The organism is Arthrobacter sp. 08Y14, assembly GCF_002929455.1.
In the GTDB taxonomy this organism is placed as follows: Bacteria; Actinomycetota; Actinomycetes; order Actinomycetales; family Micrococcaceae; genus Arthrobacter_B; species Arthrobacter_B sunyaminii.
On the sequence record NZ_PJIX01000002.1, the window covers coordinates 662,783 to 675,926 of the forward strand.

At 64.2% G+C, this 13,144-nt stretch carries 12 protein-coding genes and 1 tRNA gene; 3 read left to right on the forward strand and 10 right to left on the reverse strand.

The genetic code is table 11. The features are described from left to right. Positions 1 to 17: 17 nt before the first annotated feature. The 5 genes from dop to CXR03_RS09680 all read right to left on the reverse strand — a co-directional run bounded on the left by dop (position 18) and on the right by CXR03_RS09680 (position 6,545). Complete coding sequence (gene dop, locus CXR03_RS09660) at positions 18 to 1,628, reverse strand: depupylase/deamidase Dop (protein WP_308470580.1); 1,611 nt, start codon at positions 1,626 to 1,628, stop codon at positions 18 to 20. Beyond that, positions 1,625 to 3,310, reverse strand: coding sequence for a proteasome ATPase (arc, locus tag CXR03_RS09665; protein WP_258073624.1), 1,686 nt, complete (start codon positions 3,308 to 3,310; stop codon positions 1,625 to 1,627). The genes dop and arc overlap by 4 nt, the downstream gene beginning before the upstream one ends. 204 nt (positions 3,311 to 3,514) lie before the next feature. Beyond that, a complete protein-coding gene (locus CXR03_RS09670) occupies positions 3,515 to 4,582 on the reverse strand; it encodes a tRNA (adenine-N1)-methyltransferase (RefSeq protein ID WP_104103601.1) in 1,068 nt (355 codons plus the stop codon). A 59-nt stretch (positions 4,583 to 4,641) separates the two neighbouring features. Beyond that, positions 4,642 to 5,820: a site-2 protease family protein gene (locus tag CXR03_RS09675; protein ID WP_104103602.1), complete on the reverse strand. Its 1,179-nt coding sequence runs from the start codon at positions 5,818 to 5,820 to the stop codon at positions 4,642 to 4,644. Continuing rightward, complete coding sequence (locus CXR03_RS09680) at positions 5,817 to 6,545, reverse strand: HAD family phosphatase (protein ID WP_104103603.1); 729 nt, start codon at positions 6,543 to 6,545, stop codon at positions 5,817 to 5,819. Before CXR03_RS09680 ends, CXR03_RS09675 begins: the two co-directional genes overlap by 4 nt. Before the next feature lie 102 nt (positions 6,546 to 6,647). Here CXR03_RS09680 and CXR03_RS09685 point away from each other — a divergent pair, with 102 nt between their 5' ends. After that, complete coding sequence (locus CXR03_RS09685) at positions 6,648 to 7,526, forward strand: PAC2 family protein (protein WP_258073582.1); 879 nt, start codon at positions 6,648 to 6,650, stop codon at positions 7,524 to 7,526. A 17-nt stretch (positions 7,527 to 7,543) separates the two neighbouring features. Here the strand turns inward: CXR03_RS09685 and mshC are convergent, their stop codons facing one another. The 3 genes from mshC to CXR03_RS09700 are packed head-to-tail and all read right to left on the reverse strand — an operon-like array spanning position 7,544 to position 10,023. Further along, positions 7,544 to 8,830, reverse strand: a complete 1,287-nt coding sequence (gene mshC / locus CXR03_RS09690) for a cysteine--1-D-myo-inosityl 2-amino-2-deoxy-alpha-D-glucopyranoside ligase (RefSeq protein WP_104103604.1) — start codon at positions 8,828 to 8,830, stop codon at positions 7,544 to 7,546. 23 nt (positions 8,831 to 8,853) lie between these two features. After that, complete coding sequence (locus tag CXR03_RS09695; RefSeq protein WP_104103605.1) at positions 8,854 to 9,678, reverse strand: undecaprenyl-diphosphate phosphatase; 825 nt, start codon at positions 9,676 to 9,678, stop codon at positions 8,854 to 8,856. 42 nt (positions 9,679 to 9,720) lie between these two features. Then, positions 9,721 to 10,023, reverse strand: coding sequence for a hypothetical protein (locus CXR03_RS09700; RefSeq protein WP_104103606.1), 303 nt, complete (start codon positions 10,021 to 10,023; stop codon positions 9,721 to 9,723). 41 nt (positions 10,024 to 10,064) lie between these two features. Here CXR03_RS09700 and CXR03_RS09705 point away from each other — a divergent pair, with 41 nt between their 5' ends. Then, complete coding sequence (locus tag CXR03_RS09705) at positions 10,065 to 10,298, forward strand: DUF5703 family protein (protein ID WP_104103607.1); 234 nt, start codon at positions 10,065 to 10,067, stop codon at positions 10,296 to 10,298. 43 nt (positions 10,299 to 10,341) lie between these two features. Here the strand turns inward: CXR03_RS09705 and CXR03_RS09710 are convergent, their stop codons facing one another. Together CXR03_RS09710 and CXR03_RS09715 are read right to left on the reverse strand one after the other, a co-directional pair. Further along, positions 10,342 to 11,493 (reverse strand): acyl-CoA dehydrogenase family protein, encoded by a 1,152-nt coding sequence (locus CXR03_RS09710; RefSeq protein ID WP_104103608.1) that lies wholly within the window; start codon positions 11,491 to 11,493, stop codon positions 10,342 to 10,344. A 26-nt stretch (positions 11,494 to 11,519) separates the two neighbouring features. Beyond that, complete coding sequence (locus CXR03_RS09715) at positions 11,520 to 12,854, reverse strand: M20/M25/M40 family metallo-hydrolase (protein ID WP_104103609.1); 1,335 nt, start codon at positions 12,852 to 12,854, stop codon at positions 11,520 to 11,522. A gap of 146 nt (positions 12,855 to 13,000) precedes the next feature. Here CXR03_RS09715 and CXR03_RS09720 point away from each other — a divergent pair. Then, positions 13,001 to 13,083, forward strand: a tRNA-Leu gene (locus CXR03_RS09720). Positions 13,084 to 13,144 lie beyond the last annotated feature (61 nt).

Genomic DNA, 13,144 nt, shown 5'->3' on the forward strand with positions numbered 1-13,144 from the left:
AACCCAACTGCTAGTGCCTATGGTGCCACGCTATGTTCCGGACCGGACAGGAGTCGAGTGACAAAGTCCTCCGCATCCACGGAAGCTTCGAACAATTCACCTGTCAGGGCACGGGTTCCCTTGAGGGGTTCACGCGTGGGGATGCGCTGCAGGCGCCGGCGCGAGGGGAGCTCGAAAATGATCGAATCCCAGCTGGCCCCCACCACCTGCTGAGGAAAGCGGCTAACGCAGTTTCCCCGGAAATAGGCCCGCGTGTCATCGGGCGGCTCGTTGACAGCCCGCGCAATCTCCCGGTCGGTCAGGATGCGCTCCATTTGACCTCGGGCGGCGAGCCGGTGGTAGAGCCCCTTCTCCGGACGGATGTCCGAATACTGCAAATCCACCAGATGCAGCCGGGCATCGGACCAGGCCAGAGAATCCCGGTTGCGGTACGCCTGGAGCAGTTTCAGTTTTGCCACCCAGTCCACAGACGCTGCGGCCTCCAGGGGATCCCGCTTCAGCGTTCCAACCAGGGACGTCCAGCGGGTAAGGATGTCCTCCGTGGCCGGGTCCGTCCCTGCGCTGCGGCAGTGCCTCGCAGCAGCCTCCAGATAAATCTCCTGAAGGTCGAGGCCGGAGACCATGCGTCCGTCCTTGAGCTCCACCAGCCGCTCAAGGCTCGGATCATGGCTGATAGCCTGCAGCGCGCCCACCGGATCCCGCAGCTCCACTTCCGGCGCAGTGCCCGCCTCAATCATGGACAGGACAATGGACGTGGTTCCCACCTTCAGCAGCGTGGATACCTCGCTGAGGTTTGCGTCTCCGATGATGACGTGCAGCCGCCGGTACTTTTCCGCCACGGCATGGGGTTCATCGCGGGTGTTCACAATGGGCCGGCGGATGGTGGTTTCCAGTCCCACCTCCGCCTCAAAGAAATCCGCCCGCTGGCTTAGCTGGTAGCCCTGGCGCTGGTTGTTGGTCCCTATCCCCACCCGGCCGGACCCGACAATGACCTGGCGGCTGACAAAGAAAGGCACCAGTCCGCGGACCAGGTCAGTGAAGGGGACACTGCGCGGAACCAAATAGTTTTCGTGGGACCCGTAAGAGGACCCCTTGCTGTCGGTGTTGTTCTTATACAGGTTCACGGGCGAGAACCCGGGGGCGGCGGCAATATACCGCACCGCTGCCAGCACGACGGCGTCCCCGGCCTTGTCCCACAGGACCGCATCGCGCGGAGTGGTTACTTCCGGGGAGGAGTATTCCGGATGCGCGTGGTCTACGTAGAGGCGTGCACCGTTGCCCAGAACCATGTTCATCAAGACCGGGTTGTCGGTGGTTTGCTCCCCGTAGAGGGCGGCCGGACCGCCGCCCTCCATGGCAATCTGTTCCGCGTCCAGCACCGGCGGAGCATCGGTCAGCTGGGTCGGATCCGCTGCCGTCCGCGGCACGGCAAATCCCCGCGCGTCATTCAGCGGTGCCTCGTCCGTGTAATCCCACCGGGTGCCGCTGAAATTGCCCATCCCGCTCCGGCGCGAAGCTGCATAGGCGTTGACGATCTGGCTGGACAGGACGGTGGCGTTGGCCGCGGGCATCCCGGGCGCCAGCACACCGTACTCGGTTTCCGTGCCCATGACACGGCGCACGCTCATAGATACTGCCCGGGGTTGGCGGTTGTCTCGATGGTGCGTCCGGGTTCCTGCCCGGCCTTGCCCTGGATGATGGTGCGGATGTAGGTGATGCGCTCGCCTTTCTTGCCGGAGATGCGTGCCCAGTCGTCCGGGTTGGTGGTGTTGGGCATGTCCTCGTGCTCACGGAATTCATCCACCACTGCACGCATCAGATGATCGATCCGCAGGCCGCGCTGGTGCAGCGTCAGCAGGTCCTTGATGGCGTACTTCTTGGCCCGGTCCACGACGTTTTGAATCACGGCACCGGAATTGAAGTCCTTGAAGTACAGCATTTCGGTGTCACCGTTGGCGTAGGTGACTTCCAGGTATTCGTTGGACTTATCCTCCGCATACATCTTTTCCACGGTCCGGCGGATCATTTCCCGGACCGTCATTTCCGGGTCGTACCCGTTTTCGGCGAGGTCGTCCCGGTGCAGGGGCAGGTCCGGCGTCAGGTACTTGGCGAAGATCTCCGCCGCTCCCTCAGCATCCGGGCGCAGGATCTTGATCTTCACGTCCAGCCGGCCCGGGCGCAGGATGGCCGGATCGATCATGTCCTCGCGGTTGGAGGCGCCGATGACAATGACGTTTTCCAATTTCTCCACACCGTCGATCTCCGAGAGCAGCTGGGGAACGATGGTGGTTTCAACATCGGAGGAAATACCGGTTCCGCGGGTACGGAAGAGTGAGTCCATCTCGTCAAAGAACACCACAACGGGGCTTCCGCCGGAGGCCTTTTCACGGGCGCGGGCGAAAATCAGCCGGATGTGCCGCTCGGTCTCCCCCACGTACTTGTCCAGCAGCTCCGGGCCCTTGATGTTCAGGAAGTAGCTGCGGGTTCCCAGGGATCCGGTCTGCTCCATGACCCGGGCGGCCAGCGAGTGGGCCACCGCCTTGGCGATCAGGGTTTTGCCGCAGCCGGGAGGGCCGTACAGCAGGATGCCCTTGGGCGCCTTTAGCCCGTGCTCCCGGTACAGGTCCGGGTGCAGGAAGGGCAGCTCGACGGCGTCACGGATCTGCTCAATCTGGGGTCCCAGGCCGCCGATATCCGAGTAGGAGATGTCCGGAACTTCTTCCAGGACCAGGTTTTCCACCTCGCTGCGGGGGATCTTCTCCAAGGCGTAGCCGATTCGTGTATCGACGGTGAGGGCGTCTCCCACCCGAACCTTCTCGGCTACCAGCGGACCGTTGAGGCGGACCACACGTTCGTCGTCGGCCCGGCCGATGACCAGGCAGCGGTCAGTGCCCAGCAGCTCCTTGACGGTGAACAGCTCGCCGCTGCGCTCGAAGCCCAGCGACGCGACGGCGACCAGCGACTCGTTCAGGAGAACTTCCTGGCCGGGAACAATCTGGTCCATGTCCAGCAGCGGGCTGACCGAAACGCGGAGCTTGCGTCCGGACTGAATGATGTCCAGACTGTCCTGGACTGCCGCAGTTGTGGTTTTGCCCCTGCTGGCCGGTGCCCGGTGGTTCACCGAGATGACGGTCGCGAAGCTAAAGGGCGTGGCGCCCTCTTTCTCGAGGGCCTCCTTTAACCGGATGATCTCCGACTTTGCCGTCTCCAGCATCGCCACCAAGCGGGCATTGTTGTGGGTAAGGGCTGCCAGCTGCCGGTCCACGTTCCGCAGCTTCTCCCGAAGCACGGCGGCCTGCTGGGCGTCGATCCCGGGGCCCCCTGTTCCGCGGAGGTATCCGCGCGGATCTTCAGCCCCGGGTTCAACGTTGTTATCTGCTCCAACCATGCTTACGACCACCTTCACGTTGCGCAGGGACTCTAGCCTTGACGATAACCCAGCAACGGAGGCAAAACACCGGTTGGCACCTCTTGTGTTTATCGGGCCGGCAGTTATCCACCGGCCCGATTGCGGCTAGGGCGTTTCCGGCGTAACGTCCTGATCCGCGTTGTACTTTTCGGCGTTTTCCAGGGCCCCGCGCTGCACCTTGGAACTGGCGTCACGGGCAGCGCGGCGCAGCTTGTGGGCCGAGACTTCCCTCTCGCCAACTGCGGCGGGCGTCCATGCGTTGAGGTCCTCTTCGCTGAAGTTGGTTTTGGATGCGCGGCGCTTGGCCACCAGTCCGGTGGCGCCTTCGGCCAGACGCCGAGCGGTCAGCAGGAATCCGGTGTGCGCCACCATGCGGTGGTCCGGACGAACGGCCAGCCCTTCCAGGTGCCAGCCGCGAACCATGGATTCCCAGCCGTCGGGCTCGGTGAACCGGCCGTCGGCGCGGATTGCCTCGGCGGTGCGGGACAGCTGCGTGACAGTGGCTACATAGGAAATCCAGACGCCTCCGGGTGCCAGGACGGTGGCTACGGCGTCGGTGCACTCCCACGGAGCCAGCATGTCGAGAACCACCCGGTCAACGCTGCCGGGCTCTTCGGTGCGGACCACCTCTTCCTGGAAGTCACCGAGGGTGATGTTCCAGGCGGGGTGCGGGCCGCCGAAGAAGGTTTCCACGTTTCCCCGCGCGATGTCCGCGAACTCTTCGCGCCGTTCAAAGGAATGAAGCGAGCCGTGGTCTCCCACGGCACGCAGCAGGGAGATGCTCAGCGCGCCGGAGCCCACGCCGGCCTCCACCACGCGGGCGCCGGGATAAATGTCGGCCATGGTGACAATCTGGCCGGCGTCCTTCGGATAAACCACGGCGGCGCCGCGGGGCATCGAGAGGACAAAGTCCGACAGCAGGGGGCGCAGCACCTGGTACTGCTGGCCCGTGGTGTTGGTGACGATCGTGCCTTCGGGCTTGCCGATGATCGTGTCATGGGGCAGGAACCCGCGGTGGGTGTGGAAAGCGCCGCCCTCGGTCAGGGTGATGGTGCTGTGGCGGCCCTTTTCGTCGGTGAGCTGGACGCGCTCCCCCGGACGCAGCGGCCCCCGGCGGTTGTCGGCGCCGTGGGGTGCTGTAGCGGCAGTCTGGCCCGGAGTTTCCGAGTTCATGGGTAACGTTCCTTTGGATCGGGTGTTGCTGGTCTGTGAAGAAAAAAGGGGGCGGGAATTTACCGCGGAGATGCCGGCGGACGCTGCCGCCGTCCGGGCTTGGCCGATATGGCGTCCAGGACAACCGCCTGGGTCAAGAGCCCAATCACGGAGCCGTCGTGGTCTATGACGGCATACTCGCTGCCCTGAAGTTTAGCGAGGTACTCCACCAGTTCTGAACCGGCGGCGACCACCGGCACATAGGCTCCGGGAGCCAGGGGGCGGGCTGCGGCGTCCACCGGTGTACTCATTGCCAGGTTGTCCGGCACAAGCGCGAGTGCTCCGCGGTCCGCGACGGCCCAGGGCTGCCCCGTGACGGCAGTGATGACCAGTGCCGCGTGCGGATTCGCCGTCAGCAGGGCCCGGGCGCTGGACACAGTCGAGCCGGCCGGCAGCGAAACCGCAGGGCTCATGAGGGCGCCTGCGCTGACCTCGGGCAGCCGCAGGCGGACGCGGGCGTTCTGGATGCTGGCTCCGGCACCCATCCAGAGGAAGGAAGAAATCAGCGCGGTGAGCAGGATCAACTGCAGGTCCGGCGCTTCGCCGCGCAGGTAGGGCGGAATGACGACGGCGGCAGCCAGCAGGGCTGCGATGATTCGTCCCGCATAGCCGGCGGCTACGGTGCCCCGGTCCTGGGAACCTGTTGCCTTCCATACCGCCGATTCCACGATCCGGCCGCCGTCCAGGGGAAGGCCGGGCAGCACGTTGAAGACGGCCACCAGCAGGTTTGCCCACACAAAAATCTGGGCCAGCAGCGCTGCCACCGGATTCAGCGGCACCGCAACCAGGAGAAGCCAGCCTGCGCCGGCCAGCGCGAAGTTGGCCGCGGGTCCCGCCAAAGCCACCAGCAGGGACCGCCCCGGCGTTGTCTGCACGCTGCCGAACTGGGTATGCCCTCCCCAGAGAGTCAGCACGATTTTTGTCGTTGGCCAGCGGTATCTCCGGGCGAGGACGGCGTGGGCCAGCTCGTGAATGAGCACGGAGACCAGCAGCAGCAGGGCGTATCCCAGCGCAACCCCGTAGGCGCCAACACCGAGGTACGGAAAACTTCGCCGGACCAGCGGGCCGAAAAACACCACGATAAAGGCGGCAATAATAAACCAGGAGTAGGCCAGGTAAACGGGTACCCCGGCGATCCGTCCCAGGGGTATCCCGTTCCGCGCGGGCGCCGGTGTACCGGCTCCGGGGGTAGTGCTCAACGCGTTGCCCCTGCCGGCGCCGACGTCACCAGCGAGGCCAGATCCGCAGCTGACCTGCCGGCCAGTGTTTCCCATTCATGCCGGCCCTCGTCCGGGGGCAAGGGAAGAAAATGGGGAACACCGAGCGTCACCAGGCCCGCGGCGCCGGCGGACGTGACCCCCGGAAGGGAGTCCTCGATCGCAACCACACGGTTTTTCGCCAGATCGGGGACCAGCTCCGAAAGACGGTCGAAGGCCAGCTCGTAGGGCTCCGGATGGGGCTTTCCCTGCTGGACCATGTCTCCCGTGACCAGGAACTCGAAGGTCCCGGCAGGCAGCTGGCGACAAACCTCATTGGCCAGCACTGGCTCCGACATGGTCACCATGACGCACGGAATGCCGCCTTCGCGAAGTTCGGCAAGCAGTTCGCGGGCCCCGGGACGCCAGGGGATTTGGGTGCGGACTTTCACCGTCACCTGGGAAATAAGCCGGTCGATGATCTCCCGGACCGTCAGGGGGACGCCTGCGTTTTGCAGCATCCCGGCACCGTACGTCAAGGCCTGGCCGACCATTGATTCGGCGTCGGAATCCGTCCATGAGCCGCCGTACTCGGCTACGAGATCCTTCTCTGCCTGAATCCAATACGGTTCCGTGTCCACGATCGTGCCGTCCATATCCCACAGCACCGCCTGGAGCGGGGCGTACCGGGGATCAATCTGCAGGGCATTGGGAACAGAAGAAGACATGCATCCCAGTCTAAGGGGCGGCGGCTGACGGGTTTACTTTGCTCTCGGCGAAGGGCTGCCCGCGGTCCTGACAACACAGCGCGCCGGACATATGGTGAGTCTGTGAGCAATACCGACGAAACCCCGCCCGTAGGCCTCCAGGACTTTTATGGCGGCTCCCAAGAGCGCACCACTGTCATGCTGGCGGCCTTTGAAGGCTGGAACGATGCCGGCGAAGCTGCCAGCGACGCCGTGAAGTTCCTGAGCATGTTTTGGCAAAGCGAGAAGATCGCCAGCCTGAACGCGGATGAGTACTACGATTTCCAGTTCACCCGACCGGTGATTGAGCGGCTGGCGTCCGGCGAGAAACGGATCAAATGGCCAAGCACCCGCATTTCCAAGGCCGAGGTTCCGAACAGCAATCTGGACGTGATCTTTGTTTCCGGTGTTGAACCGTCCTATAAGTGGCGGGCTTACACCGCCGAGCTGATTGCGCTGGCGAAGGAACTGGAAGTCGACTGCATCCTTCTTGCCGGCGCGCTGCTGGCCGATGTGCCGCACACCCGCCCGATTCCCGTGACGGTGACCTGCGAAGACAGTGACCTGCGCGAGGAACTCAAGGTGGAGTCTTCCCACTACGAGGGGCCCATCGGGATCGTTGGGGTGCTGGCGGAAATGGCCGGGCTGGCCGACATTCCCGCTGTGTCCCTGTGGGCGGCAGTGCCCCACTATGTGGGACACTCCCCCTCACCCAAGGCGCAGCTGTCCCTGCTGCACCGCATCGAGGAACTGCTTCAGGCGCCCCTGGACACGGCACTGCTGACCGATGAAGCCGATGCCTGGGAGCGGGGCGTGGACGAACTGGCCACCGACGATCCGGAAATCGCCGCCTATGTGCGCCAGCTGGAAGAAGCAAAGGACACGGCGGAGCTTCCGGAAGCCAGCGGCGAGTCGATTGCCCGCGAGTTTGAGCGCTACCTCAAACGCCGCCGGCGCGACTAGGGGCTCTTTGCCCCCGGCTAAAGCCGAATACCCAGCAGGGCGTCCAGCGTGGACGCAGCCAATTCGGCGCCGTCTGCCGTCACGGTGTTCGCCCTGCCGCTCTCGGCGACCATGACTGCCCAGGCGTCCACTGCGGCCAAAGCGGCAGGTGCATCGAGATCCCGGGCCATTGCCGTGCGCACCTCAGTGAGCATCTGCTCGGCTTCGGCGCGGCTGGTATTGGGCAGTGCGCTGCGCCAGCGGGAAAGGCGCTGCTCGGCGCTGGTCAGCTGATCATCCGTCCAAAACCAATCGGTGCGGTAGTGGTGGCTGAGCAGGACTGCACGGATGGCAGCCGGATCTGTGCCCTGGCTCCGCAGCTGGGAAACCAGTACCAGGTTGCCCAGGGACTTGCTCATCTTCTCGCCGTCCAGGCCCACCATGCCGGCGTGCGCGTAATGGCGGGCCAGCGGGCTTCCGCTGCAGGCGTAGGCGTGGCCGGCGCTCATCTCATGGTGCGGGAAGACCAGATCCGAGCCCCCGGCCTGAACGGTGAACGGAGCCGGCAGGAAACGCTGGGCGATGACTGAACACTCAATGTGCCAGCCGGGGCGCCCCTCCCCCAGCGTTGCGCCGTCCCAGAAGGGTTCGCCGGCCCGCTTCACACGCCACAACAACGGGTCCAGCGCATTGCGCTTGCCGGCGCGCAGGGGATCGCCGCCGCGTTCGGCAAAGATCGGGAGCATCTGTTCGGAGTTGAGGCCGGAAACGCTGCCCAGGTGCCAGGCGGCAGGATCCTCCGGGTCCATTTCCGAGGCGGCATCGACGGAAAAGTAGACGTCGCCCGCGGGGTTGGTGCCATCCCCGGGAACACGGTACGCAAGGCCGCGGCGAAGCAGATCCTCCACTGCCGGCACAATCCAGTCAATGGCTTCCACTGCGCCGATGTAGTGATCCGGGGCCAGGACGTTCAGTGCTTCCATGTCGTCGCGGAAGAGCTGGGTCTGCTCGAGGGCCAGTTCCCGCCAGTCCAGGCCTTTGGCGTTGGCTCGTTCCAGCAGCGGATCATCAACGTCCGTGACATTTTGCACGTAGCGGACCGTATTGCCTGCGTCCCGCCACTGCCGGTTCAGCAGGTCAAAGGCTACGTAGGTTGAAGCATGCCCCATGTGGGTGGCGTCATAGGGAGTGATGCCGCAGACATAGAGACTGGCCTCACCGTCGGTGCGCACCGGAACGGCGCTGTCCAGGGCGGTGTCGTGGAGAACCAGGTCCGGCGATTTTCCGGGCAGGACGGGCAGGGGGAAGTTTTTCCAGGCAATCACAGGGACAACTCTACTTTCACTTCCTAGGCAGTCAGCACACCCATACCCAGCAGGATGTAGATAACCACGCCGAGAAGGATGCGGTACCAGACAAAGAGGCTGTAGCTGCGGCTGGAAACGTAGCGCAGGAACCACCCGATGATGATGAATCCCACGATGAAGGCAACAAGGGTGGCTCCGGCGGTCTCCCACCCGCCGTACACCATCGGCTCATCCAGCGACTTGGCCAACTGGAAAAGGCCGCTGCCGAAGACTGCAGGAATGGCCAGCAGGAACGCATACCGGGCGGCAGCCTCGCGGGTATAGCCCATGAACAGCCCAGCGGTGATGGTTCCGCCGGAACGGCTTACGCCGGGGATCAGCGCCATGGCCTGCGCGAGCCCGTAAAGGATGCCGTGCTTGTAGGTGAGCTGGTCCAGACGGCGCTGCTGCTTCCCCACGGCGTCCGCGATCGCCAGGATGATGCCGAAGACAATCAGCATGGTGGCGACGATCCACAGACTGCGGAAGGTGCTCTCGATCTGGTCCTGGAACAGAAGCCCGAGGATAACGATGGGCAGCGTTCCGATGATGATCAGCCAGCCCATGCGGGCATCCGGATCATTGCGCGGAACACGTCCGGTCAGCGACCCGAACCAGGACTTGACGATCCGGACAATGTCTTTCCAGAAGTACACCGCCACGGCCGTCTCCGTGCCGAGCTGCGTGATGGCCGTAAAGGCCGCCCCCGGGTCCTGCGCGCCGGGCAGCAGCTCACCCACAATCCGCAGATGGGCGCTGGAGGAGATGGGGAGAAATTCAGTAAGACCCTGAATGAGACCGAGGAAGAGTGCTTCAAACCAATTCACAAGGAAATACTCTAGGGCACCGTCAGTTGGGTCCCGAACCCGCTACCCTCCGGGCTGCGCACCGGAAGAGCGTTCCCCCGCGTCCCGGGGATCGTTGACGAACTCCCCGGTGGCATCCATGTCGGCGTCGAAATCCTCGTCGTCATCTTCGTAGATCTCAAGCGGCGTGACCTCGCCGTAGGCGTCATAGAGGACTTCTTCATAGACCTCAAAGGCATCCGCGACAGCCAGATAGGCCGCTTCCACCACCGGGTCCTTGTCTCCCCGGCGCTGCGAGGCAGCCATCAGGTGTTCTTCGAGTGCGGCCACGAGGGATTGGAGCGCGACATGCGGATCTATGCTCATGCCCTAGACGTTAGCGGTAAAGTGAGCAAAATTGGAGGGAAATGCGAGAACAAATTCTTCGGCCCAGCGTCCGCCGGCCAGACGAAAATATCCGGGACTATGAGTACCTTGTGGTGTCGGTGAACCCCGGAGATTCCCTCTCCGAGGCACGCCGGATCATCACCGAACATGCCGAGTACGGCAAATGGGAGCTCCAGCGCAGCTGCATCTACCGCGGCGGAGCGCGCCGGTTCTGGCTGCGCCGGCGGATCATGCGGGTCCGCCGCACTGCCTGACCCGAACCCCGCTGCAGCGGCCGGAATTACCCCGGACACCGGCCTAGTCCGGCAGCGGCCCCAGCCAGGCATTGGCCACAGACGCATGCACAGAATCCTCGCTTGAGGGGTGGAACATGCCCGCAAGCACGTCACGGTAGAGGCGCTCCAGTTCCGCACCCCGGGAATAGCTCCTGCCCCCGGCTACGCGGACAGCCGTTTCCACCACCAACCGTGCTGTTTCGGTGGCCCGGTACTTCAGCGAGGACAGTTTTGGGAACCACAGGCTTCCATGGTCGGCGCCCTCTTCCAGATCACGGGCCATCGTTTCCAGCTGCGGATGGATCCCGTCCATCCGAATTGCCGCATCAGCAACTTTCCATCGGGTGTGCGGGTCGTGGGCCCCGCTGCCGCCGCCCGCCGTCGTCCGCTGTTGTGCGGCTTCCGCCGCCAGTTCGACGGCGCGGTCGCCGATGCCGGTGTAGACGGCGGACAGCAGGGTTTCAAAGAGGGCGAAGATGCCGAAGACGAAGGCATCCGAGTGCGGTCCCACCGGGGTGCTGCGGACCAGCTGACCCTTGGACAGGACCGCGTGATCCAGGACGGTGGTGCAGGACTGGCTGGCCCGCATGCCCATGGTGTTCCAGTCATCCTTGACGATGATGCCCTCAGTGCCGCGCGGGGCGAAGCCGAAAATGAGCCGGGGCTCCTGGGGCGCTGAGTCGTCACGGCCGAAAATACCCAGCCTTGTCCACGCCGGCGAGAGGCTGGTGAAGATCTTGGTGCCGGTGAACGCATAGGAGCCGTCCCCCTGCGGAACGGCAGCCGTCTTGGAATCGAACAGGACGGCAGGATTGCCCGGTTCCGAGATGCCGAAGGCGTACAGCTCGCCCCGGGCGGCGTCCTCGAGGATAAAAGCCAGGGAATCGTCCCCGCGCAGGGCCAGCAGGTGGGCCACGCCGCACCAGACGAGGTGCATGTTGACGGCCAGCGCCGTGGCGGGGGCTGCGGTGGCCAGCAGCCGCTGGCTTTGGACTACCTGGCCAATCGTGAATCCTGCGCCGCCTGCCTCCTGCGGGGTGAAGAGAGACAGGTAGCCGGCGCGGCGCAGGTCTTCGAGGTCCTCGGTGAAGAAGCTGTTGTCCCGGTCATAACGGGCGGCGCGTCCGCGCAGCCGTTCCAGGAGGTCGGGGGTCAGGATATTCTCGGCGTTCATGCACTGGATCTTTTCTGGAGGAAAGGCTAGTAACTGGTGAGCAGCCGGGACAGGACCCGGGTCCCGAACTTCAGGGAATCGACCGGCACTCTCTCGTCCACACCGTGGAACATGCCAGTGAAGTCCAGGTCCTCCGGCAGCCTCAGCGGCGCAAAACCGTATCCGGTGATGCCCAGGCGGCTGAGAGACTTGTTGTCGGTGCCCCCGGAGAGCGTGTACGGGAGCACGGGGGCACCCGGATCCTCGGCCTGCAGCGCGCCGATCATCGAATCCACCAGGTTTCCCTTGAACGGAACCTCCAGGGATACGTCCTTGTGCTCGTAGCTGACGTCGATCCCCGGGCCGGCGAGGTCCTTGATGAGGGCCAGGACCTGTTCTTCCTGGCCCGGCAAAGTCCGGACATCAATCAGCGCCTCGGCACTGCCGGGGATGACGTTGTGCTTGTAGCCGGCCTTGAGCACCGAGGGATTGGAGGTGTTCTGCAGGGTGGCTCCCACAAAACGGGCTACCGTGCCCAGTTCCGCCAGCAGCCGCTCGGGGTTCTGCGGGTCAAACTCAACGCCGGTGAGCTCGGTGACGCCGTCCAGGAACGCACGGGTGGTGTCAGTGAGCTCAATGGGCCACGGGTATTCGCCGATGGTGGCGACTGCGCGGGCCAGCCGGGTGACGGCGTTGTCGGTGTTGATCTGGGAACCGTGGCCGGCCCGGCCGTGGGCCGTCAGGCGCAGCCAGGAGATGCCTTTCTCAGCGGTCTGCAGCAGGTATGTGCGCTTGCCGCCGATGGTGGCGGAAAAACCGCCAACCTCCGAGATGGCCTCCGTGGCGCCGTCGAACAGTTCGCGGCGGTTCTCCACCGCCCAGCCCGCACCGTACTGGCCGCCGGCCTCCTCGTCAGCGAAAAACGCGAAGATGAGGTCCCGCCGGGGCTTGGCGCCCGAACGGGCCATCTGGCGCATCACCGACAGGATCATGGCATCCATGTCCTTCATGTCCACGGCACCGCGGCCCCAAATCAGACCGTCGCGTTCTTCACCGCTGAACGGATCAACCGACCAGTCCTGTTTCTGCGCCGGCACCACATCCAAATGGCCGTGCACCACGAGGGCGGGCAAGGAGGAATCACTGCCTTCCATCCTGGTGACCACCGAGGCACGGCCCGGAGCGGATTCAAAGAGGTCCGCGTGCAGGCCGACTTCCTCGATCAGTCCTGCGGTGTACTCGGCGGCGGCACGCTCCCCCGGACCTGAGCCGTCCCCGAAGTTGGAGGTGTCAAAGCGGATAAGCTCCCGGCAGATCCGGGTGACTTCATCTTCGGCGGTTGTTAGGTGCGCGGCGGACTCAAACCCAGTGACATCAGACATGTTTCTCCTTCGACATTGTTGCTGCCAGCCTAGCCATCGAAGGCCTGACCAGCACCGATTTACGGTTGGGGCCAAAAGCGTGTTAGAGTTTTTCCCGTTGCTTCCGCAGCTTTTGAACGACTGAAGAGCTTGCGGCAAACACCCAAGCGCGGGTGGCGGAATGGCAGACGCGCTAGCTTGAGGTGCTAGTCCTCTAACGAGGGTGGGGGTTCAAGTCCCCCTCCGCGCACAATCAAAACCCCGGAATCCTTTGGATTCCGGGGTTTTTTGTTGCCATCCATCAAACACCG

Excerpts from the sequence above, each read along its gene's own strand:
- dop (WP_308470580.1), bottom strand. The coding sequence starts at position 1,628 with ATGAGCGTGCGCCGTGTCATGGGCACGGAAACCGAGTACGGTGTGCTG.
- CXR03_RS09670 (WP_104103601.1), bottom strand. The coding sequence starts at position 4,582 with ATGAACTCGGAAACTCCGGGCCAGACTGCCGCTACAGCACCCCACGGC.
- CXR03_RS09680 (WP_104103603.1), bottom strand. The coding sequence starts at position 6,545 with ATGTCTTCTTCTGTTCCCAATGCCCTGCAGATTGATCCCCGGTACGCC.
- CXR03_RS09700 (WP_104103606.1), bottom strand. The coding sequence starts at position 10,023 with ATGAGCATAGATCCGCATGTCGCGCTCCAATCCCTCGTGGCCGCACTC.
- CXR03_RS09705 (WP_104103607.1), top strand. The coding sequence starts at position 10,065 with ATGCGAGAACAAATTCTTCGGCCCAGCGTCCGCCGGCCAGACGAAAAT.
- CXR03_RS09710 (WP_104103608.1), bottom strand. The coding sequence starts at position 11,493 with ATGAACGCCGAGAATATCCTGACCCCCGACCTCCTGGAACGGCTGCGC.
- CXR03_RS09715 (WP_104103609.1), bottom strand. The coding sequence starts at position 12,854 with ATGTCTGATGTCACTGGGTTTGAGTCCGCCGCGCACCTAACAACCGCC.